The following is a 20,770-nucleotide window of genomic DNA, read 5'->3' on the forward strand; positions in this document are numbered from 1 at the left end:
CCGGGTTCGATTGTTTCAATCGCTGTCATAATCCGGCAAAGAGGCTTAACCACCCCCGGAAAACACGGGATTTAGCGCCATTTTTTGACCGGGAATCGCGCTAGGATGCGGTAAATAGTCATGCGTGGTTCCCTTGGCATCGACCCCAGCGGCACCTAGATTGTATGCCATCGACGGGATGGATTCCCTGGGGATTCCAACAGAGCCTGCCCAAGGATAGAGAGAGGCCGCGATCCGCGCGACCACGAAGGAAGACCATGAACGCCAATCTGCGGAATTTCGCCCTCTGGGTCATCATTGTCCTGCTGTTGCTGGCGTTGTTCACGCTTTTCCAGAATCCTGGCCAGCGCTCGTCGTCCTCGGACATCTCGTTCTCGCAACTTCTGACTGAAGTCGATCAGGGCCATGTCCGCGATGTCGTGATCCAAGGGCCCGACATTCACGGCACCTTCAACAATGGCACGAGCTTCCAGACCTACGCGCCGAGCGATCCGACGCTCGTGAAGCGCCTCTATGACGCCAAGGTGCAGATCACCGCGAAGGCGCCCGGCGACAACGTGCCGTGGTTCGTCTCGCTGCTCGTCTCATGGTTGCCGTTCATCGCGCTGATCGGCGTCTGGATCTTCCTGTCGCGGCAGATGCAGGGCGGCGCCGGCAAGGCGATGGGCTTCGGCAAGTCGCGCGCCAAGATGTTGACCGAGGCGCATGGCCGCGTCACCTTCGAGGACGTCGCGGGTGTCGACGAGGCCAAGCAGGATCTGCAGGAGATCGTCGAATTCCTCCGCGACCCCGGCAAATTCCAGCGGCTCGGCGGACGCATTCCGCGCGGCGTGCTCTTGGTCGGCCCTCCCGGCACCGGCAAGACGTTGATCGCGCGCGCGGTCGCGGGCGAAGCCAATGTGCCGTTCTTCACCATCTCCGGTTCTGACTTCGTCGAAATGTTCGTCGGCGTCGGCGCGAGCCGTGTCCGCGACATGTTCGAGCAGGCCAAGAAGAACGCGCCCTGCATCATCTTCATCGACGAAATCGACGCGGTCGGCCGTCATCGCGGCGCCGGTCTCGGCGGCGGCAACGACGAGCGCGAGCAGACGCTGAACCAGTTGCTGGTCGAGATGGACGGCTTCGAGGCCAACGAGGGCGTGATCCTGATCGCGGCGACCAACCGTCCCGACGTGCTCGATCCCGCGCTGCTGCGTCCCGGCCGCTTCGACCGCCAGGTCGTGGTGCCGAATCCGGACGTCGTCGGCCGCGAGCAGATCCTCAAGGTTCACGTCCGCAAGGTGCCGCTGGCGCCGGATATCAACCTCAAGACCATCGCGCGCGGCACCCCGGGCTTCTCGGGCGCCGACCTGATGAACCTCGTCAACGAGGCCGCGCTGACCGCTGCCCGCCGCAACAAGCGGATGGTGACGCAGGCCGAGTTCGAAGAGGCCAAGGACAAGGTGATGATGGGCGCCGAGCGCAAGTCGCTCGTCATGACCGAGGAAGAGAAGTTGCTGACGGCCTATCACGAGGGCGGCCATGCCATCGTCGGCCTCAACGTCGTCGCGACCGATCCGATCCACAAGGCGACCATCATTCCGCGCGGCCGTGCGCTCGGCATGGTGATGCAGCTGCCGGAGCGCGACAAGCTGTCGATGTCGCTGGAGCAGATGACCTCGCGCCTCGCCATCATGATGGGTGGCCGTGTCGCGGAAGAGCTGATCTTCGGCCGCGAGAAGGTGACCTCGGGTGCCGCCTCCGACATCGAGCAGGCGACCCGCCTTGCCCGCATGATGGTGACGCGCTGGGGCCTGTCGGAAGAACTCGGCACCGTGTCCTACGGCGAGAACCAGGACGAGGTGTTCCTGGGCATGTCGGTCTCGCGCACGCAGAATGCGTCCGAGGCGACCGTCCAGAAGATCGACTCCGAGATCAGGCGTCTGGTCGAGGAAGGCTATAACGAGGCGACCAAGATCCTCACCGAGAAGCGGCAAGATCTCGAGGCGCTCGCCAAGGGCCTGCTCGAGTTCGAGACGCTGACCGGCGACGAGATCATCGACCTGCTGAAGGGCAAGAAGCCCAACCGCGAGTCGGTGCTGGAGCCCTCGACGCCGCGCGCCTCCGCCGTGCCGCCGGCCGGCAAGCCGCGCCCGCGTCCCGATCCGGACACTGGCATGGAGCCGCAGCCGCAGGCATAAGCCTCGCCTGCCATGGCCGGCAGTTCCGGCAAACCGATTGTGCAAAAGCTCGGCCTCAAGCCGGGCTTTTGTATTTTTGTCGACGGGTTGTCCGTCCCCTACAGCGACATCGTCGGCGAACTGCCGGCGGATCTGCGGATCGCGAAGACCGCGCGGGCGCCGCTTGATGCCGTGCATCTGTTCGCCGCCGAGGCCAAGGGGCTCGCCGCCAAGCTACGGCGCTACCGCGAGGCGATCGCACCTCGCGGCATGATCTGGGTGTCGTGGCCGAAGAAGACGTCTGGCGTCGTGACAGACCTCAACGATACGGTCGTACGCGAGGCCGGGCTCGCGTCCGGCCTGGTCGACGTCAAGGTCTGCGCCGTCGATGTGGTTTGGTCGGGACTGAAATTCGTGATCCCTCTCAAGGAGCGCGGCAGGCGCTGAGATCGTCGCGGCGAATATGCTTGGCCTCCGTCTGGGGGCCGTGGCATCCTCGCGCCAAGCCGTTCAACGGCACGGCCGTGTCCTCCAAGGCGCGCGGCAAGAAAAAGGGGAGGGGAGGCCGATGCGCAAGGCATTCGGCGCGCTTGGCGCCATTTCATTCCTGCTGCTGCCCACCGTTTCATTCGCCGCCGAGATGCGCGGCGTCACATCGACCGAAATCAGGATTGGCCAGACCATGCCCTATAGCGGGCCGGTGTCGGCGTTCGGTGCGCTCGGCAAGGGCGAAGCCGGCTATTTCAGGATGCTGAACGAGCGCGGCGGCATCAATGGCCGCAAGATCAACTTCATCTCGCTCGACGATTCCTACGCGCCGCCGAAGACGGTGGAGCAGACCCGCCGCCTCGTCGAGAGCGACGAGGTCGCGCTGATCTTCTCCTCGATCGGCACCGCGCACAACACCGCGATCGCAAAGTACCTGCAGAGCAAGAACATCCCGCAGCTGTTCCTGGCTTCCGGCGCCTCGAAATTCGGCGACATCGCGCAATTCCCGCAGGCGACGATGGGCGTGCAGGCGCCGTTCCGCTACGAGGCGCGGCTCTACGCGCGCTATGCGCTGGCGAAGAATCCGAACGCGAAATTTGCGGTGATCTCGCAGAACGACGATTACGGCGGCGACTATCTCGCCGGCCTGAAGGACGTACTCGGCGAGAAATATGATTCCGTCGTCACCGTTGCGAAATACGAGATCACTGAGCCAACCATCGACTCGCAGATCGTTCAGCTGAAGGCAACCAACGCCGACGTCTTCGTGATCGCGGCGACGCCGAAATTCGCGGCGCAGTCGATCCGCAAGGCCTATGAGATCGGCTGGCGGCCGATGACCTTCCTCTCCAACACCGCGGTGTGGATTTCGACCGTGATGCAGCCGGCCGGCGTCGAAGCCGGCATCGGCATCATCTCGACGGCTTATGTGAAGGACCCGGACGATCCGGCCTGGAAGGACGATCCCGGCATGAAGGGCTGGCGCGAATTCATGACCAGATATTTGCCCGATGGCGATCAGCACGACACCAACTATGTCAACGCCTACAACAGCGCGATGGTGTTGGAAGCGGTGTTGAAGGCCTGCGGCGACGATCTCTCGACCGAGAACATCCTGCGGCAGGCGTTTGCGATCAAGGACCTGGAATTGCCGATGCTGCTGCCGGGCATCAAGGTCAACACGTCGCCGTCCGACCACGTGCCGGTCGACCAGATGCAGCTGATGCGCTTCAACGGCAAGACCTGGGATCGCTTCGGCGAGCTTCAGACGGGGAATTGAGGCTCAAGTCGATCGCGCTTGAGTCCATGCTCCGCATTCTCCCCGTCATCCTGAGGTGCGAGCCACTTCGGCGAGCCTCGAAGGATGCACGGCCCGGCTGGTGGCCGTCGACCCTTCGAGACGCGCTTCGCGCTCCTCAGGGTGACGGAACTGCGCTTCAGGAGAACGCGACAGCGCAGCCTACTTCGTGCTCTCTGCTGCCGGCAGCGCGCCGGACTTCATCTCGTCCGATCGCACATGGATGACGGCGATGTCGTCCTTGTAGAGCCGCTTCCAGCCCTTGAGGTGGTCCAGCGCGTTTCCGGCGGGGGAGTCCGAGCTCAGCAGCGTGGTGTCGATCCGGTATTTGTCGAGCAGGCCGAGCAGCTGGCCGACGTCGCGGGCATCCAGCGCGTCGTAATAGTCGAGCACGAATTGCTCGCCATAGAGCTCGGCGCGGCCGTCGATGAACACCTTCATGTCGCGGCTCACCATGTAGCCGCCGAACGGCGCGGTGCTGAAGACGCGCTGCGCCTTGTGCTGCTGCAGAACATCGACCGCGGCCACGGGCGAGAACTGCGGCAGGAACTTGAACTGATGCTGCGCGACGAACATCGTCGTCGTCACCCACGCGCCGATCACCATCGCGATCGCGGCCAGGATCGTGACGAGCGGGATTGCGCGGGTTTCCTCGAAGCGGGTGGCGGCAGCGCCTGCCGTTCCCCATTGTTCGGCGATCGGCTTGGCGAGCACCAATGGGGCGATGAACGCGAACACCTCGATGTTGCGGACATGGCTCAGCGCCATCCAGATCAGGCCGAGCAGCAGCAGGATCCGCGGCACCGACAGGGTCAGCCTGCGATAGCAGATCAGGCCGATCAGGCCGAGCAGCGTGGCTTCGAAGAAGCTGGGCTTGCTGAAATCCGCAGGCTTCCACTCCCCGATCAGGGTCAGCAGCTTGCCGAGGCTGAGGATCTTCGTCGCACCCAGCAGGCTATTCCAGCCGTAGGGTGTCACGCAGCTCGCGGCCAGCGCGGCGAGGCCGAACAGTCCCCATCGCACGATGAGCTGACGGCGGCGGCTGGGCTCCACGTTCCAGATGGCCTCCAGCCCGATCGGTCCGATCAGCGCCAGGCCGAGAACGAAGCCGCCATGCAGATTGGCCCACAGCGTCATCAGCGGCAGTAGCCACCATGACGGTGAGGTGCGGCGGTCGGCGGCCGCCATCAGGCCGCCGATGAACGCCAGCAGCACCGGCAGCGCCAGCACGTGGGGCCGCGCGAAGAAGTGGATCGTCGACAGCAGCAGCGCCAGTGCCGTGATCAGGACGGCACGCGCCGGATCGAAATACGGGCTCAGGAGATTGAGAAAGATTGCAACCGTCGCGCCGATCGCAATCGACGTCAGGATCACCGGCCCGGCCCAATCTCCGCCGTACACCAGCGCAAACACCACCTGCGCCAGCCACGAACTCGAGATCCAGGCTTCGCCATAGCGGGTGAACGAGAACACGTCAGTGGTCGGCATCGCGCCGTGTTCGAGGATCCACTGCCCGATCCTGATCTGCCACATCGTATCGGAATCGCGCAGCAGGATTTCGCCGGCCGAGAGATAAAACAGATAGGCGCCCACGGCGGCGCACAGCGGCACCAGCCCTCGCGCCGCATTGCGGCTGATCACGCTGCTGGTGATGGAGAGTGACATGCGCTTTCTGGTTTCGGCCTGATGCATCGAGAGACAACGCCACGCATGGCGCTTAAGCGCACTCGACCACGGCTACCGATAAATTCGGGTAAATGCGGCCGCGACATCGTGGACCAGCGTGAGATCAGACGTCTCGATTTCGAGCGATCATGTTAGCGCGCGATTTACCATCTCGATCATGCTCCGACTTGATCGCAAGCTGCCAACCGCGGGCAGCGGATCACCCCATCCCGTGGCCGACGCTGGCCTGCCGGCCGTAGCGCCGCCGGCTCAATCAGAGGTGGCAACGGCGGTTGTAAAAAATCCCGACAATTCCAGCTTGTCAACCAGTCTGAATAGTTGTTCACTTCTTCAGACGATTGCGGGATCGATCGTTCAAAACATTGAAGACGCGTGTGTTCTGCCGGTGGGCGCCGGCCAGGGCGCACGGTGGGGGACGGAACGCCATGGTCTACCGGCGAACTCATCAGGTCGTGAAACGGCTGGCCGCCCGGCGCAGCGCTATCCTGTCGGCGGCGCGGGACGCGGCGGCGGCGGGCGGCATGGCGGCGGTCCAGATCGCACCCGTTGCGGTGCGAGCCAATGTCGCGGCCGGGACGGTCTATCGCTATTTCCCGTCGAAGGCCGAGCTGATCTCGGAATTGATCACGGAAGTCTCGCGCGACGAATTGTCCGCGATCCGGCGCGCCGCTGATGCCGCGCCCGGACCATCGTCGGCGCTGGCGACCGCGGTGACGACGATTGCGGTCCACGTGCTGTCGCAGCGCAAGCTCGCCTGGGGCATCCTGGCCGAGCCTGTCGATGTCGACGTCACCGCCTCGCGCCTCGCCAGCCGCCGCGATATTTCCGGCGAGCTTGCCATGCGCATCGACGCCGCCGTGCGTGCCGGGCATCTGCCGGCGCAGGATACGGCGCTGGCCGCCACGGCCTTGCTTGGCGCGCTGCACGAAGCGCTGCTCGGCCCGCTGGCGCCGGCCAATCTCGACGATCCGATCAAGCTGCGCGATGCGGTGCAGACCGTGACGCTGCTCGCGCTGCGCGCGGTCGGCGTCATGGATGCGCGCGCCCGTGGCCTCGTGGTGCAGGCGACGACCCCGGCAAAGGCGCTGGTCGGCGCCTAGCGCTTCGGTTCTGATCGAACCGAAGCTCTGGATTGCTGTTTTGACGCGTTTTCTTTACGCGAACCGGCGTCCACTTCGCTCGAAAACGCTCTGGCGCCGGAAGCACAGCGAACACTTCTGTCGCATTGGCGTTGTAGCTTTGGGCTTGGTTCAACCACCTCAGGGAGCAACGCATGACGACGACCCACGGCTCGGCCAAATGGCAGGGCGGCATCAAGGACGGCAAGGGCGCGATCTCGACCAAGAGCGGCGCGCTCTCGGATTACCCCTATGGCTTCGCCAGCCGCTTCGAGGGCAAGCCCGGTTCGAACCCCGAGGAACTGATCGGCGCGGCGCACGCCGCCTGCTTCACGATGGCGCTGTCGCTGATCCTGGGCGAAGCCAAGCTCACGGCCGAGCACATGGAGACCAGGGCCGATGTGACGCTGGAGAAGGTCGGCGACGGTTTTGCCATCACCGCGGTGCACCTGACGCTGTCGGCGAAGATTCCGGGTGCCGACAACGCGGCGTTCCAGGAACTGGCCGGCAAGGCGAAGGCCGGATGTCCGGTGTCGAAACTGCTCAACACCAAGATCACGCTCGACGCGTCGTTGCAGGGCTGAGCGTCGCGCGCCTCAAGCACGGCGGAGAACGTTAGAGCTGCGCGTCGCCGTTCGGGCCGACCGAGGCGATGCGCAGCATGTTGGTGGTGCCGGGCGCACGCAGCGGCACGCCGGCGACGATGATGACGCGCTGGCCGGCCTTGGCAAAGCCGTCGCGGAACGCAATCGAGCCGGCGCGATCGACCATGTCGTCGAGATCGTGGGCGTCCTCGGCGACCACGCAATGCACGCCCCACACCACCGCGAGCTTTCGGCCGGTGACGAGGTTCGGCGTGATGGCGACCACCGGGACCTTCGGGCGCTCGCGCGCGACGCGGATCGCGGTCGAACCCGAAGAGGTCCAGCAGATGATCGCCGACAGATCGAGCGTCTCGGCGATCTGGCGCGCGGCGTCGGCAATGGCGTCGCCCACCGTCGGCTCCGGATCGACGCGCTGCGCGTTGAGCACGCTGCGATAGGTCGGGTCGCGCTCTACTTCCTCGCCGATGCGGTTCATGGTCGAGACCGCCTCGACCGGGAATTTGCCGGCGGCCGATTCCGCCGACAGCATGATGGCGTCGGCGCCCTCGTAGACGGCGGTGGCGACGTCGGAGACTTCGGCGCGCGTCGGCACCGGCGCCTGAATCATCGATTCCAGCATTTGGGTCGCGACCACCACGGGCCGGCCGGCGCGCCGCGCCATCCGGATCATCTGCTTCTGCAGGCTCGGCACCCGCTCCAGCGGCAGTTCGACACCGAGATCGCCGCGCGCCACCATCAGCGCGTCCGCCGCATCGATGATGTCGGCGAGGCGGTCGATCGCCTGCGGCTTCTCGATCTTGGCCATCACGGCGGCACGGCCGCGGATCATCTTCTTGGCCTCGATCACGTCCTCGGCACGCTGCACGAAGGACAGCGCGACCCAGTCGATCCCCTCCGGCAGCGCGGCCTCCAGATCGGCGCGGTCCTTTGCGGTCATCGCGGAGACGGGCAGATCAGTGTCGGGCAGGCTGACGCCCTTGCGGTCCGACATCTTGCCGCCGATCACGACGCGCGTCACCGCGCGGTCGGGCGAGGTTTCCTCGGCGATCAGCCGCACCTTGCCGTCGTCGAGCAGCAGGGCATGTCCGGGCCGGAGCGCGGCGAGGATTTCCGGATGCGGGAGCTGGACGCGGCCGTTGTCGCCGGGCGTCTTGTCGGAATCCAGGACGAAGCTCTGACCGTTCTTCAGCTGGGTCGATCCTTCCGCGAACGCGCCGACCCGCAGCTTCGGCCCCTGCAGGTCGACCAAAATGCCGATCGGCCGGCCGTAGCTCGATTCGACATTGCGGATGGTCTTGACCAGCTCCCGCATCTTGTCATGCGGGGTATGGCTCATGTTGATGCGGAAGACGTCGGCGCCCGCCTCGAACAGCTTGCGGATCATCGCGCTGTCTGAAGAGGCCGGGCCGAGCGTTGCGAGGATCTTGATTCGACGCAGTCGTCTCATTGTTTGCTTCCGGGTGGTGCGGCTGGCGGCAGACCAGACGCGCCCGGAGGCGCTGCGCCCGGCGGCGGGTTCGGCAGGCCCGGCATCGCTCCGGGGCTTCCTGGACCCACGCCGCCCGGCATTCCCGGTACTTTCTGCGGCTGTTGTTCGTTGGCTTCGGTCAATTGGACGGTCCATGCACGCTGCTCGCCGGTGTCGACCTCGAAGAAGCCGGTGCGGTCAAAGCCGCGCGCTAGGCAATTCTCGGTACCCTTGATGGTGAATTCCTTGTCGCGCGAGCACATGAAGGCCTGGCCGGACCATTCGCCGCCGCGATCATAGTCGAGAGCGTAGATGTAGTAGTAGCGCGCCACAAGATTGCCGCGCAGCAAGGTCTCGCAGGTCCGCGACGACACGTTCCACCAGCCTTCGGTGGTCCAGCCTTCGGCGTCCTTGTAGCCGAGCGCGATCCCGACCCGGCTCGAGGTGTTGTTGCAGAGCCGGAAATCGGCGGCCGCCGGGCTCGTCCACAGGCAGGTCGCGACAAGCGCCAGCACCGGCAGGATGCCGGCCAGGATCAGGCGGATGGTGCGGGGAGCTGAGGCGGGAGAATCTATTGGGCTCATGCGGCGAAGCTATATCAAATCATTATCGATTTCGCGTGCCCGGCAGGCGCTGTCAACGGGCGGGCGCCCATTTGCCATGCTGCGGGACCATGGCAAATCCGGCCGGACAGGTCCGTTTTGCGCGCCGATATGGCAAAATCTGTGACAATTCCCACTTGATATCAATATGGTGAGCGCGCGACACACCGGGATCACGAAGATGAGCATTGACGACAAAACCAGAACAGAACTCGAGGCCGCGGTCTTCCGGCGCCTCGTCGATCATCTGCGCAACCGGACCGACGTCCAGAATATCGACCTGATGAACCTGGCCGGCTTCTGCCGCAACTGCCTGTCCAACTGGATGAAGGAAGAAGCCGACGCCAAGGGCCTTGCCGTGAGCAAGGACGAGAGCCGCGAAGCGGTCTACGGCATGCCCTATGAGGAATGGAAGGCGAAGCATCAGGGCAGCGCGACGCCGGAGCAACTCGCGGCGATGAAGAAGGCCCAAAGCGGGCATTAAATCTCAGCCTGTGTGACGTCAGTTCCTTGGCCGCCTGCATCTCCTGTGGGCGCGCTGTGGATGAGCGCGATGTTTCCTTGACGGAACGTGCGCCAAAATCGAGGGTCGCCCGCAGCAAGCGGTGCGCGTGGCGCGTATTCGCGCGACATTTCATTGCCATTTCAGGAGTACGCGATGGCCACCACGTCTGCCGCCGTTCAGGATGAGCCCGCAACGCGATTTGCCAAGGACCAGCTCAAGTCCATCATCGAGCGCATCGAGCGGCTGGAAGAAGAAAAGAAGACGATCTCGGACGACATCCGTGACGTCTATGCCGAGGCCAAGGGCAACGGCTTCGACGTCAAGGCGCTGCGCACCATCGTGCGCCTGCGCAAGCAGGACGCCAACGAGCGCCAGGAGCAGGAGACCATCCTGGAGACCTACATGCAGGCGCTCGGGATGCTCTGAGGCGGCCGGCGTTCTCGGCCGGCAAGCGCGCCGGGCGGCCTTTCGGGCGCCCGAGGCGCTTCAGCGAACAAGGCTTGGGCGAAATCCCGTGAACTGCTAGAGTGCCCGGCGAGGTAACCGGGCAGATCGTTCAAATGGACGTGCCAGGACCAGAGCGCCGGCTCGCTGCGGTGCTTGCCGCCGATATGGTCGGCTTTAGTCGGCTCATGGAGGCTGACGAGACAGGCACCCTTGCGCGCCTCAAGACCCATCGGATCGAACTGATCGATCCGGCCATCACCAAGAATCGCGGCCGCATCATCAAGACCACCGGCGACGGCCTGCTGGTCGAGTTCCACAGCGTCGTCGATGCGGTGCTGTGCGCGGCCGAGGTGCAGCGCCGGATGGCCAAACGCAACACCGACGTCGCGCCGGCGCGGTGGATGCAGTTTCGCATCGGCATCAATCTCGGTGATGTGATCGTTGACGGCGCCGACATCTTCGGCGACGGCGTCAATGTCGCGTCGCGCCTCGAGGTGCTGGCCGAGCCCGGCGGCATCTGCATTTCCGGCGCGGTCCGCGATCAGGTCGGTGATCGTCTGGAAGATCTGAGCTTCGAGGATCTCGGCGATCAGACCGTCAAGAACATCGCGCGCCCGATCCGGGTCTTCCGCGTCCATCTCGGAGCGGATGCCAGGGCCGTTGCCGAGCACCCGAAGGGGGCGGCGGCCGCGCCCGTCGTCGCCAGGAAGCCGTCGATTGCGGTGCTGCCGCTGGTCAACATGAGCGGCGATCCGGAGCAGGAATTCTTCGCCGACGGGCTCACCGAGGACATCATCACCGAGCTGTCGCGCTTCCACGATTTGCTGGTGATCTCGCGCAACTCGACCTTTGTGTACAAGGGCAAGGCCGTGAAGGTGCAGGACGTCGCGAAGGAATTCGCCGTCGACTATGTGCTGGAGGGCAGCGTGCGCAAGGCGGGCGGCCGGATCCGCGTCACGGTGCAGCTGATCGATGCCGAGGCGGACCGGCACGTCTGGGCCGAGCGCTACGACCGCGAGCTGGCCGATATCTTCGCCATCCAGGACGAGATGACGCGCGCGATCGTGTCGACGCTGCCGGGGCGCGTCGAGGCCGCCGCGCATGACCGCGTCAAGCGCAAGCCGACCGACAACATGGCGGCCTATGAGTGCGTGCTGGCCGCCAAGGTGCTGCATCATCGCTCGGCGCGCGACGACAATGCGGAGGCGCAGCGCCTGCTCGAGCGGGCCATTGTGCTGGACCCCAACTATGCGCACGCGCACGCCTGGCGTGCCTGCGTGCTCGGGCAGACCTGGGTCTACAACTGGTGCGAGGATCGCGACGCGACCTTCGCGCAGGTGGCCGCCGAGCTCGAGATCGCTCTCAAGCTCGACGACAATGACAGCGACGTGCACCGCATCCTCGCCGCGCTGAACCTCAACCGCGACGATCATGACAAGGCAGCATTCCATCAGGAGCGCGCGCTCGCGCTCAACCCGAACTATGACCTCGTCGTGGTGCAGCAGGGCGAGCTGCTGACCTGGCTCGGGCGGCCGGAGGAGGGCATTGACTGGATCAAGCGGGCGATGCGCCTCAATCCGTTCCATCCGGAGCGCTTCTGGAGCCATCTCGGCCGCGCCTGCTATTGCGCCGAGAAATACGCCGAAGCGGCCGAGGCGTTCTCGCGGATCACACGGCCCGACCACACCCATCACGCCTTCCTCGCGGCGACGCTGGCGCAGATGGGTAACCCGGTGGCGGCCTCGGCGCACGCCGCCGAGGTGATGAAGCGCGAGCCGGCCTTCTCGGTCGCCGCCCATCTGACGACCCAGCACTACAAGCGCGAACCCGACCGGGCGCGCTACGAGGCCGGCCTGCTCAAGGCGGGACTGCCGGCCTGACCGGCTTGATGAAGGGATATTGTGGGTAGAGCCTAGGCTAGCGCAGCGAGGCGGTGCGCAGCACGAACGACTGGGTCGTCAGCAGACTTGTCGCCGAGCCCGAGAAGCGGTCGCAGGTCATGCCCATCATCGGATCTTCCGAGAAGGTCATGGCGACGGCGGCCTGCGGCTTCACGAAGTGCGCCCGCATCAGGCTCATATCGGTGTCGCCCAGCACCGTGGTCAGCATGCCGGTGCTCGCGCTCGGCGCCAGCATCACCACGCGCATCCAGACGTCGTTGCCTTTGGCAGCCGAGATCCGCGCCGACGTGGTGATCACGCCCTGGCCGGGCGCGCCCTTCGCAACGACGGTGTTGATTTCGGTAGCCGGCGCAGCCGCATTGCGGGCCGGCCGTACATTGCGCGGGATCGGCGCTGTCGCCGCGACGATGTTGGCGCGATCGACCGGCGAGCTGGCTGGAACGTAGGCCAGTGCCTTGTTGAAGTTCTCGGTCGCGCTGGCGGTGGTCTGCGGATCGGCGGCGCCGACGGCTTCACGGGCTTTCAGCGCAGCGATCTGCGCCGCCGATGCCTGCTTCGGTGCCGCTGAATCGTCACCCCAGAAGCCGCGGGCATTGATGATATCGGCAGGCGATTGCGGCGCGGTGCTCTCGGCCGTCTGAACCACTTGCACTGCGGGCTTGGCCTTCGGCATCGGGACGAGCTGCGCGTCGGCGGCGGCAAGCTGGATCGCGGCAGCGAACTGCTGCGGCTTGGCGCGCGGCATCGGAACGGGATCGGCGGCTTTGGCGGGCGCTGCGGCTGCGACCACGGTGTTGGCGGCGGGCTTGTCGTTCACGACAGCCAAGCCTTCGTCTTCGTCGTCGCCCGACTTGCCGGCGCCGAACAGTTTCGCGAACAGGTTCGGCTTGCTGATAACAGCTGCATTGTCACCATCGCCGCGGCGCTCGATGTCGGCCCTGGCGAGCTCATAGCCCTTCAGCGGCGTGCCGTCGGTCGGGACATGGACGGTGCGGCCGTCGGGGAACACCCGGACCAGCTGCTCGCGGGTCATCCGCGGCCAGTGGCGAATGCTACCGGTGTCGAGATGCACAAACGGCGAGCCCGAGGTCGGATAGAAGCCGACGCCGCCGCGCTGCAGGCGGAGGCCGGCGAAGCGAATCTGCTCCAGCGGTACGCCCGGGATGAAGAAGTCCATCGCATGGCCCAGCATGTGCTGGCTGTGGCGGGCAACGCCCGAGGAGCGGCGGCGGAGCATGGCGTTGGTGGCGGGGGCGCGATAGGCGGAGATGATCTGGATCGGCTGCTTGCCGCCGACGTCGCTATAGACTTCCCAGAGGATGTCGAACAGATGACGGTCCATCACCGTCTCATCCTGGGAGCGCCAGTCGCGCAGGAAGTGATTGAGCTGTTTCAGCGCGGCTTCGTCGTAGCGGCCGTCGCGCTTGAAGGTGACGGCGAGATCTTCGCCGGAATGGGTGTGGTGGAAGGAGAGGGTGCGGGTCTGGTTCAGCGCCGTCGCGTCGTGCACCGATCCCGCGCCCGCCAATAGCAATAGCGCGCTCAGGCCGACTTGGTACCCGGCCTTAGGTAGCGACAGCAGATTGCAGCGGCGTGCGAAGACAGCCAGCACTAATGAGCCCACCCAAGTCGACGAGCGTTCGGTCGGCACCTTTCGCAGACCCCCCGCGAAAGACGGTGAACGCTTTCTTAAAGCGGGACGGTTAACCGAGGTTTACCGACCCGCCCCCAAGTTAGGCTTAACTAACTGGGCGACTGTGGCAAAAGATAGCCCAGTTCCTCGGCAGAGACGGGTAATGGTTAACATAAACGATCCCGCTTTTTGAGCGAGATCGTTGATTTTACTTCAAAATTTATCTCAATCTGGCCGGAGAAACAGCTTAGCGGGTGATCACCCGGCGCTGCTGCTGGGCCTGGCCGCGGCGGACCGGTTGCGGCTCCGGCTGTCCGAATCCTCCGAACAGGCGCTCGAAGAAGTTCGGTCCGGAGGAATTAAAGCCGCTGTTGTCGCCGGCGACGTTGACGCCCGGGGGCAGGCTGCTGCTCGGCGGACGCGAATAGCTCGGCTGGGCGTGCGCCACCACCGTCTCGAGATCCTTGCCGCGGCTGTTCTTGAGCAGCGACAGCATGGCGGCGTCGCGGCCGTAGACGTCGCGGCGGATTTGCAGCTTGCCGGCGTCGTCCACGAACGCGGTCTGGTAGGTGATGTTGACCGGGATCGGCGTCGCGAATTTCAGGTCGATCTCGCTCGAGCCGTACATGCTGCGGATCTTCTCCGGCGTGTAATGGTCGTTCGGCATCGCGATGTTGAGCAGCACCGAAGCGTACTGATCCGGGTTCTGCACGCGCATGCAGCCGTGGCTGAAGGCGCGCTCGTCCCTCGCGAACAGGTTCTTGTCCGGCGTGTCGTGCTGATAGACCAAGAACTTGTTCGGGAAGTTGAAGCGGATGCGGCCGAGCGCGTTGGCTTCACCCGGCGGCTGCGAGATGTGGATCGAGCCGTCGCGGTTGCGCTCGAGCTTCAGGCCCATGCGCTGCAGCACGGTCGGATCCTGCTGCAGGGCCGGCAGATACTCGTTGTAGATGATCGACGGCGGCACGTTCCAGGTCGGGTTGACCGTGATGTACTTCATCGTCTCGGTCAAAAGCGGCGTGGCGTGCTGGCCGGGCTTGCCGGTCACCACGCGCGTGGTCCAGACCTGCCCGCCGTTCTGCATCACCTTCAGCGTGTAGTCGGGGATGTTGAGGATCACATAGGCGTTGCCGACATTGGCGGCGCCAAGCTGGCGCGGCAGCCAGCGCCAGCGCTCCATGTTGACGATCACGGTATCGATCTGGCGGTCGCGCTTCGGATTGTTCAGCGCCTTGACCGTGCGCTCGTCGAGCACGCCTGATGGCTTGAGGTCGACGCTGTTCTGGAATTTCTCCACGGCACGCGCGACCGTCGCGTCATACTTGGTGCTGTCGGCATTCTCGGTGACGCCGAGCTTGCTGCGCAGGTCCGGCACGCGCGGATCGTCCATCTCGACCGCGGCCTGCTTCTTGCGCGCCGGCACGTATTTCAGCGCGGGGCCGTCGGCGATCGTGATGACCGGACCGTCGCCCTGGCCGCGCAGCTCGGCGAGCTTCTGCTTCAGCTCCTTGTAGAGCTTCTGCGGCGGGTTGTAGCTGTCGAGCGCGGCGGAGGCGTCCTTGGCGGAGGTCACATGCGCAAACACTTCCGCCGCATCGATCGGGTGCTCCGGATAAAGGATGTCAGCCGACACTTGCGACCAGTGCATGCGGCCGCTCTGGGCTTGGCGTGCATAGTCCAGCATGCTGGCCGCGAGCTTCAGCTCGACGTCGGCCAGCGCATCTGATGTCGTGGCCGCGGCGAAATCCGGCACCGGATAGTCTGAAACATCGAGACCGTCGGCGGCGGCGTCCTTGACGCGGGCGATCACGCCCTTGCCGGCGTCGGTCAGCTTGCCGGCCTTGGTGAAGACAGGCGCGTAGTCGCGGGCCGAATAGAATTTCTCGGCCGCCGCGCGCTCGTTCTTGCGATCGAAGGTGCGCAGCGACTTGCTGGCGAGCTGTTCGCGCAGCTTGTCGGCAACCGGCTGATCTTCGGCGGCAACGTTGCTCGCAGCCTTCGCGGGTTCGGCAGCCGGAGCTGCGGCCGTCGCCGGCGCGGGGCTTGCCGAAGGCGCGGTTGCGGTTGCAGGGGCGGGGGCTGCCGCAGGTGGCGCGACCGCGGGATCTGTCTTCGCAGTATCCGTCTTGGGCGCTTCGGCGGGCGTCGTCGCCGGCGTCGTTGCGACATCGGCGGGCTTCGGCTCGGCGGCCTTGGCCGTGCTGGGCTCTGCCGGTTTGGCGTCAACCGGCTTGGCATCGGTAGGCTTGGCCTCGGTGGCCTGCACTCCGGCCGGCTTCACATCTGCCGGCTTGGCTGCGTCGGGCAGCGCGGCGGTGGTGTCGGCCTTGAAATCGCTTGCGGTGGGCGGCGGCACATTGGCCGGTTCGGGGCGCGGGATCGCGGCGTCGATCGCGAGTTCCGAGGCGCTGGAGCGAGGCGTGTCCTGCGCGAAGGCTGAGGTCGCGGACACCGTGAGGAAGGTCGCCGCGACGGCCATCAATACGCGGTCAAATCCTCGACGGTGGTTCGAACAGTCACGCATTATCGCACCCCCTGGGTGGAACTGCCCCTCGCTCTCTGGAACAGTTCAAGTCAGTATTTGGTTTCATCGCTTGCGCGAAAGCGCCGGCTCTTCGATCGACTCGCACGCCTGCAACGCAATTGACGCAGACGATACATTCGCCCCTCTTATGCAGCCAGCGCCATGCGGGGCAACTCACGACAAACTGACCTCGAAGCAGCTGATTTCGCTCGGGCCGTGCGTTTTTGCCACGCGGCACAGCCTTTGTCTGTCACCGCCGGGACACGGTTCAAAAGGTTCCCTGGTATGGTCTTGCCGGCGCCTGCGCCTAGCTGGCGTCGCTTGTGCGCGTGCCGGCCGCAGCTTCGTCGAGCTTGCGGTAGAGGGTCGAGCGGCCGATCTTGAGCCGGCGCGCGACCTCCGACATCTGTCCGCGATAATGCGAAATCGCGAAGCGGATGATCTCGTTCTCGAGATCTTCCAGGGGGCGCACCTCGCCCGCAGCATTGAGCATCGGGAGGCCGCCCGCGGTCGGGAGGGGGAGTGCAACCGGTATCTCGTTACCGGAAATCATGGCGGGCGCCGTGGACGGCGACACCACCAGCGGCTCGCCCTGCAAGGATTTGCCCTCCGGTACCGGATGCGCCGACCCTTGCGGGAAATCGGCGAGCCCGAGCTGGTCGGCATCGCTCATCACCACGGCGCGATACACCGTGTTCTCGAGCTGGCGGATGTTGCCCGGCCAATCGAGCTGGGCGAGATGCGCCATCGCCTCGCCGCTGATGCCGGTGATGTTGCGGTTTTCCTCGGCGCAGAACCGCGCCAGGAAATGCCGCAGCAGATGCGGGATGTCTTCGCGCCGCTGCCGCAGCGCCGGAATGGTCAGCGGCAGCACGTGGAGCCGATAGAACAGGTCCTCGCGGAACTGGCCGCCCTTCACGAGATCGAGCAGCTTGCGGTTGGTCGCCGAGATGATGCGGACATCGACCTTGACCGGCTTGCGGCCGCCGACCGCCTCGACGGTGCCTTCCTGCAGCGCGCGGAGCAGCTTGACCTGCGTGGCCAGCGGCAATTCGCCGACCTCGTCGAGGAACAGCGTGCCGCCATGGGCTTCGACGAACTTGCCCTGGTGGCGCTCGGTGGCGCCGGTGAAGGCGCCCTTCTCATGGCCGAACAGGATCGATTCGACGAGATTGTCCGGGATCGCACCGCAGTTCACCGCGACGAACGGCCTGGCCTTGCGCTCGCTGCTGCCGTGGATGGCGCGCGCGAACAGTTCCTTGCCGACGCCGGACTCGCCCTCGATCAGCACCGGAATCGTCGAGGAGGCGGCCTTCTGCGCGGTGCGCAGCACCCCGGCCATGGCCTCGCTGCGGGTGATGATATCGGAAAAGGTCAGCCGGCCCTCGCGGCTGTGGCGGATGCGCTGCAATTCGCCCTTCAGGGCGGAGGCGTTGAGCGCGTTGCGCAGGCACACCTGCAGCCGCTCGAAGCCGACCGGCTTGACGACGAAATCCTGTGCACCGGCGCGCATCGCCGACACCACATTGTCGATCCCGCCATGCGCGGTCTGCACGATGACCGGGACGTTCAAACCAGCTTCACGAATTTTTGCGAGGACTCCGAGACCGTCGAGACCCGGCATCACGAGGTCGAGCACGACGGCGTCGATCGCCTGCGTCTCGGATGCGGTCAGTGCCGCTATCGCCGCGTCGCCACTGTCCACGACGAGGGGCTCATAGCCGCACTTCTGCACCATGTTTTCTACCAAACGACGCTGTACTGCGTCATCATCGGCGATCAAAATGGTGGCAGCCATGGTTTTCCCCGCACGCTACGTTTATTTGTCTCGAATCGGGGCACTGTCGCCGATGCCGATTAACGCACTCTTAAACGTTGCAAACCCGCTTTCATTCCGCCGCCGCCGACATCTTTCCGACTGAACTAAGGTTTCGAACAAGATGACCTCGCGCTCCAAATCTGCTCCGAACAAGTCTGCTCTCAGCAAGGCAGCCCTCCGCAAGGAATCCGCGTTGCGCAAGACGGTCGCGCAACGCAAGCCGGCCGCAACCGGACCGGCGGCGAAAAAGCCGGCCGGCAAGACCGGAAAGCTTCCGGAATGGAATCTGGCAGATCTCTACTCCGGTATCGACGCGCCAGAAGTCGCCCGCGACCTGCAGAAAATGGATGCAGATTGCGTCGCGTTTGAGACCGATTACAAGGGCAAGCTTGCCGAAAATACCGCCAAAGAAGGCGGCGGGAGGTGGCTCGCCGAGGCGGTCAGGCGCTACGAGGCGATCGACGATCTGGCTGGCCGTCTTGGCTCCTATGCCGGCCTCGTCCATGCCGGCGACAGCGTCGATCCCGCGATTTCGAAATTCTATGGCGATGTGTCCGAGCGGCTGACGGCGGCGTCGGTGCATCTCTTGTTCTTCGCGCTCGAGCTCAATCGCGTTGACGATGACGTGATCGAGCGCGCGATGGCCGAACCCGCGCTCGGTCATTACCGGCCGTGGATCGAGGATCTGCGCAAGGACAAGCCGTACCAGCTCGAGGATCGCGTCGAGCAGCTGTTCCACGAAAAGGCGCAGAGCGGCTACGCCGCCTGGAACCGGCTGTTCGACCAGACCATCTCCGGCCTGCGCTTCAAGGTCTCGGGCAAGGAGCTCGCGATCGAGCCGACGCTGAACCTGTTGCAGGACAAGGCAGGGGACAAGCGCAAGTCCGCCGCGCAGGCGCTCGCCAAGACCTTCAAGGACAATGAGCGCACCTTCGCGCTGATCACCAACACGCTCGCCAAGGACAAGGAAATCTCCGACCGCTGGCGCGGCTTCCAGGATGTTGCGGACTCCCGCCATCTCAACAACCGCGTCGAGCGCGAGGTGGTCGATGCGCTGGTCGCCTCGGTGCGCGCGGCCTATCCGAAACTGTCGCACCGCTATTACGCGTTGAAGGCCGGCTGGTTCAAAAAGAAGAAGCTGCCGCATTGGGACCGCAACGCGCCGCTGCCGTTTGCCGCGACCGGCACCATCGCCTGGCCCGAGGCGCGCAACATGGTGCTGTCGGCCTATAACGGCTTCTCGCCCCGGATGGCCGAGATCGCGGAGCGCTTCTTCGCCGATCGCTGGATCGATGCGCCGGTCCGTCCCGGCAAGGCGCCCGGCGCGTTCTCGCATCCGACCACGCCGTCGGCGCATCCCTATGTGCTGATGAATTATCAGGGCAAGCCGCGCGACGTGATGACGCTGGCGCATGAGCTCGGCCATGGCGTCCATCAGGTGCTGGCGGCGAAGAACGGCGCGCTGATGGCGCCGACGCCGCTGACGCTGGCGGAAACCGCGAGCGTGTTCGGCGAGATGCTGACCTTCAGGCGGCTGTTGTCCCAGACCAAAAACGCAAAGCAGCGCCAGGCGCTGCTCGCGGGCAAGGTCGAGGACATGATCAACACCGTGGTGCGGCAGATCGCGTTCTATTCATTCGAGCGCGCGGTGCATACCGAGCGCAAGAACGGCGAGCTGACCGCCGAGCGGATCGGCCAGATCTGGCTCAGTGTGCAGGGCGCGAGCCTCGGGCCGGCGATCGAGATCAAGCCGGGCTACGAGACGTTCTGGATGTACATCCCGCATTTCATCCACTCGCCGTTCTACGTCTACGCCTACGCGTTCGGCGATTGCCTGGTGAATTCGCTCTACGCGGTCTACGAGCACGCGTCCGACGGTTTCGCCGAGCGCTATCTCGACATGCTCGCGGCCGGCGGCACCAAGCACTACTCGGAGCTGCTGAGGCCGTTCGGGCTCGACGCCAAGGACCCCAAATTCTGGGACGGCGGCCTGTCCGTCATCGCCGGCATGATCGACGAGCTGGAGGCGATGGGCTGAGGCCAAACGGCCTTCCGCCGCGCGGTTGGCCGTGCTGGTTTTCGGGCAGGGTCATTCGGCGTTTTTGCGCCTGACGGCATGATCCTTCCATGACGCCCGCGTTTGGGAGATCAATCCTGCCCCCGCGGCGGCCGCTGGCCGTCGCTTGACCGTCCGGGTCGGGGACGATTTGCGCTTCAAATCACCCGATCGGGACCGCGCCGTTGCCCTGCCAACCCGTTTGCGGTAATGGCTCGCAGAACGCGAATTTCTGACTGGGGACAGCGATGGCAGACCATAGCGAAGTGGCCTACACGACGGCCGACGGCAACGACTACGTGGCGCATGAGCAGACCTATGAGGGGTTTCTCATCCTGGTCAAATACGGCAGCATCACCGTCGCCATCATTCTCGCCCTGATGGCGTATTTCCTGGTCTGAACCCTGATCGGCTACCGGCATCGCCGTCCCGCGGCGATGCCAGAATTCCTGATCGAACCC

Annotated in this window: 16 protein-coding genes; 10 read left to right on the plus strand and 6 right to left on the minus strand. The window is 65.0% G+C overall.

What is annotated here, in order from left to right; translation table 11 throughout:
- Positions 1–257: 257 nt before the first annotated feature.
- The 3 genes from ftsH to G6P99_RS06940 all read left to right on the plus strand — a co-directional run bounded on the left by ftsH (position 258) and on the right by G6P99_RS06940 (position 3,927).
- Entirely contained in the window at positions 258–2,180 is a 1,923-nt protein-coding gene (gene ftsH, locus G6P99_RS06930) for an ATP-dependent zinc metalloprotease FtsH (protein WP_029085493.1), read from the plus strand.
- A gap of 12 nt (positions 2,181–2,192) precedes the next feature.
- On the plus strand, positions 2,193–2,606 hold the full coding sequence (locus tag G6P99_RS06935) for a DUF3052 family protein (protein ID WP_029085494.1): 414 nt from the start codon (positions 2,193–2,195) through the stop codon (positions 2,604–2,606).
- Positions 2,607–2,727: 121 nt separating this feature from the next.
- Positions 2,728–3,927 carry an ABC transporter substrate-binding protein gene (locus tag G6P99_RS06940; protein WP_165127640.1) on the plus strand — a complete coding sequence of 400 codons (1,200 nt, stop codon included), beginning with the start codon at positions 2,728–2,730 and terminating at the stop codon, positions 3,925–3,927.
- A 180-nt stretch (positions 3,928–4,107) separates the two neighbouring features.
- Here the strand turns inward: G6P99_RS06940 and G6P99_RS06945 are convergent, their stop codons facing one another.
- Positions 4,108–5,610 (minus strand): hypothetical protein, encoded by a 1,503-nt coding sequence (locus G6P99_RS06945; RefSeq protein ID WP_029085496.1) that lies wholly within the window; start codon positions 5,608–5,610, stop codon positions 4,108–4,110.
- A 446-nt stretch (positions 5,611–6,056) separates the two neighbouring features.
- Here G6P99_RS06945 and G6P99_RS06950 point away from each other — a divergent pair, with 446 nt between their 5' ends.
- Together G6P99_RS06950 and G6P99_RS06955 are read left to right on the plus strand one after the other, a co-directional pair.
- Positions 6,057–6,731 (plus strand): TetR/AcrR family transcriptional regulator, encoded by a 675-nt coding sequence (locus tag G6P99_RS06950; protein ID WP_029085497.1) that lies wholly within the window; start codon positions 6,057–6,059, stop codon positions 6,729–6,731.
- 173 nt (positions 6,732–6,904) lie between these two features.
- Positions 6,905–7,333 carry an OsmC family protein gene (locus G6P99_RS06955; protein ID WP_029085498.1) on the plus strand — a complete coding sequence of 143 codons (429 nt, stop codon included), beginning with the start codon at positions 6,905–6,907 and terminating at the stop codon, positions 7,331–7,333.
- 31 nt (positions 7,334–7,364) lie between these two features.
- Here the strand turns inward: G6P99_RS06955 and pyk are convergent, their stop codons facing one another.
- A complete protein-coding gene (gene pyk, locus G6P99_RS06960) occupies positions 7,365–8,801 on the minus strand; it encodes a pyruvate kinase (RefSeq protein WP_029085499.1) in 1,437 nt (478 codons plus the stop codon).
- On the minus strand, positions 8,798–9,406 hold the full coding sequence (locus tag G6P99_RS06965) for a DUF1036 domain-containing protein (RefSeq protein ID WP_035978686.1): 609 nt from the start codon (positions 9,404–9,406) through the stop codon (positions 8,798–8,800). The genes pyk and G6P99_RS06965 overlap by 4 nt, the downstream gene beginning before the upstream one ends.
- Positions 9,407–9,605: 199 nt before the next feature.
- Here G6P99_RS06965 and G6P99_RS06970 point away from each other — a divergent pair, with 199 nt between their 5' ends.
- The 3 genes from G6P99_RS06970 (at position 9,606) to G6P99_RS06980 (ending at position 12,256) form a co-directional block, all read left to right on the plus strand.
- The gene (locus tag G6P99_RS06970; protein ID WP_029085501.1) at positions 9,606–9,908 is read left to right on the plus strand and encodes a DUF1244 domain-containing protein; all 303 of its coding nucleotides are present in this window, start codon (positions 9,606–9,608) and stop codon (positions 9,906–9,908) included.
- A gap of 174 nt (positions 9,909–10,082) precedes the next feature.
- A complete protein-coding gene (locus tag G6P99_RS06975; protein WP_029085502.1) occupies positions 10,083–10,355 on the plus strand; it encodes a DUF2312 domain-containing protein in 273 nt (90 codons plus the stop codon).
- 134 nt (positions 10,356–10,489) lie between these two features.
- A complete protein-coding gene (locus tag G6P99_RS06980; protein ID WP_165127642.1) occupies positions 10,490–12,256 on the plus strand; it encodes an adenylate/guanylate cyclase domain-containing protein in 1,767 nt (588 codons plus the stop codon).
- Positions 12,257–12,293: 37 nt separating this feature from the next.
- Here the strand turns inward: G6P99_RS06980 and G6P99_RS06985 are convergent, their stop codons facing one another.
- The 3 genes from G6P99_RS06985 to G6P99_RS06995 all read right to left on the minus strand — a co-directional run bounded on the left by G6P99_RS06985 (position 12,294) and on the right by G6P99_RS06995 (position 18,232).
- Positions 12,294–13,889: a DUF882 domain-containing protein gene (locus G6P99_RS06985; protein ID WP_084518883.1), complete on the minus strand. Its 1,596-nt coding sequence runs from the start codon at positions 13,887–13,889 to the stop codon at positions 12,294–12,296.
- Between the two features lie 268 nt (positions 13,890–14,157).
- Positions 14,158–16,434 carry a L,D-transpeptidase family protein gene (locus G6P99_RS06990; protein WP_165127644.1) on the minus strand — a complete coding sequence of 759 codons (2,277 nt, stop codon included), beginning with the start codon at positions 16,432–16,434 and terminating at the stop codon, positions 14,158–14,160.
- Positions 16,435–16,741: 307 nt separating this feature from the next.
- On the minus strand, positions 16,742–18,232 hold the full coding sequence (locus tag G6P99_RS06995; RefSeq protein ID WP_029085506.1) for a sigma-54-dependent transcriptional regulator: 1,491 nt from the start codon (positions 18,230–18,232) through the stop codon (positions 16,742–16,744).
- Positions 18,233–18,374: 142 nt separating this feature from the next.
- Here G6P99_RS06995 and G6P99_RS07000 point away from each other — a divergent pair, with 142 nt between their 5' ends.
- Positions 18,375–20,291, plus strand: coding sequence for a M3 family oligoendopeptidase (locus tag G6P99_RS07000; protein WP_029085507.1), 1,917 nt, complete (start codon positions 18,375–18,377; stop codon positions 20,289–20,291).
- A 266-nt stretch (positions 20,292–20,557) separates the two neighbouring features.
- Positions 20,558–20,710: an aa3-type cytochrome c oxidase subunit IV gene (locus G6P99_RS07005; protein WP_029085508.1), complete on the plus strand. Its 153-nt coding sequence runs from the start codon at positions 20,558–20,560 to the stop codon at positions 20,708–20,710.
- Positions 20,711–20,770: the final 60 nt, after the last annotated feature.

Origin of the sequence: Bradyrhizobium sp. 6(2017) (assembly GCF_011058295.2) — a bacterium.
Taxonomy (GTDB): domain Bacteria; phylum Pseudomonadota; class Alphaproteobacteria; order Rhizobiales; family Xanthobacteraceae; genus Bradyrhizobium; species Bradyrhizobium septentrionale.

Bases quoted from the DNA above. Each gene is read 5' to 3' on its own strand.
- ftsH (WP_029085493.1), top strand. From the start codon at position 258: ATGAACGCCAATCTGCGGAATTTCGCCCTCTGGGTCATCATTGTCCTG.
- G6P99_RS06935 (WP_029085494.1), top strand. From the start codon at position 2,193: ATGGCCGGCAGTTCCGGCAAACCGATTGTGCAAAAGCTCGGCCTCAAG.
- G6P99_RS06940 (WP_165127640.1), top strand. From the start codon at position 2,728: ATGCGCAAGGCATTCGGCGCGCTTGGCGCCATTTCATTCCTGCTGCTG.
- G6P99_RS06945 (WP_029085496.1), bottom strand. From the start codon at position 5,610: ATGTCACTCTCCATCACCAGCAGCGTGATCAGCCGCAATGCGGCGCGA.
- G6P99_RS06950 (WP_029085497.1), top strand. From the start codon at position 6,057: ATGGTCTACCGGCGAACTCATCAGGTCGTGAAACGGCTGGCCGCCCGG.
- G6P99_RS06955 (WP_029085498.1), top strand. From the start codon at position 6,905: ATGACGACGACCCACGGCTCGGCCAAATGGCAGGGCGGCATCAAGGAC.
- pyk (WP_029085499.1), bottom strand. From the start codon at position 8,801: ATGAGACGACTGCGTCGAATCAAGATCCTCGCAACGCTCGGCCCGGCC.
- G6P99_RS06965 (WP_035978686.1), bottom strand. From the start codon at position 9,406: ATGAGCCCAATAGATTCTCCCGCCTCAGCTCCCCGCACCATCCGCCTG.
- G6P99_RS06970 (WP_029085501.1), top strand. From the start codon at position 9,606: ATGAGCATTGACGACAAAACCAGAACAGAACTCGAGGCCGCGGTCTTC.
- G6P99_RS06975 (WP_029085502.1), top strand. From the start codon at position 10,083: ATGGCCACCACGTCTGCCGCCGTTCAGGATGAGCCCGCAACGCGATTT.
- G6P99_RS06980 (WP_165127642.1), top strand. From the start codon at position 10,490: ATGGACGTGCCAGGACCAGAGCGCCGGCTCGCTGCGGTGCTTGCCGCC.
- G6P99_RS06990 (WP_165127644.1), bottom strand. From the start codon at position 16,434: ATGCGTGACTGTTCGAACCACCGTCGAGGATTTGACCGCGTATTGATG.
- G6P99_RS06995 (WP_029085506.1), bottom strand. From the start codon at position 18,232: ATGGCTGCCACCATTTTGATCGCCGATGATGACGCAGTACAGCGTCGT.
- G6P99_RS07000 (WP_029085507.1), top strand. From the start codon at position 18,375: ATGACCTCGCGCTCCAAATCTGCTCCGAACAAGTCTGCTCTCAGCAAG.
- G6P99_RS07005 (WP_029085508.1), top strand. From the start codon at position 20,558: ATGGCAGACCATAGCGAAGTGGCCTACACGACGGCCGACGGCAACGAC.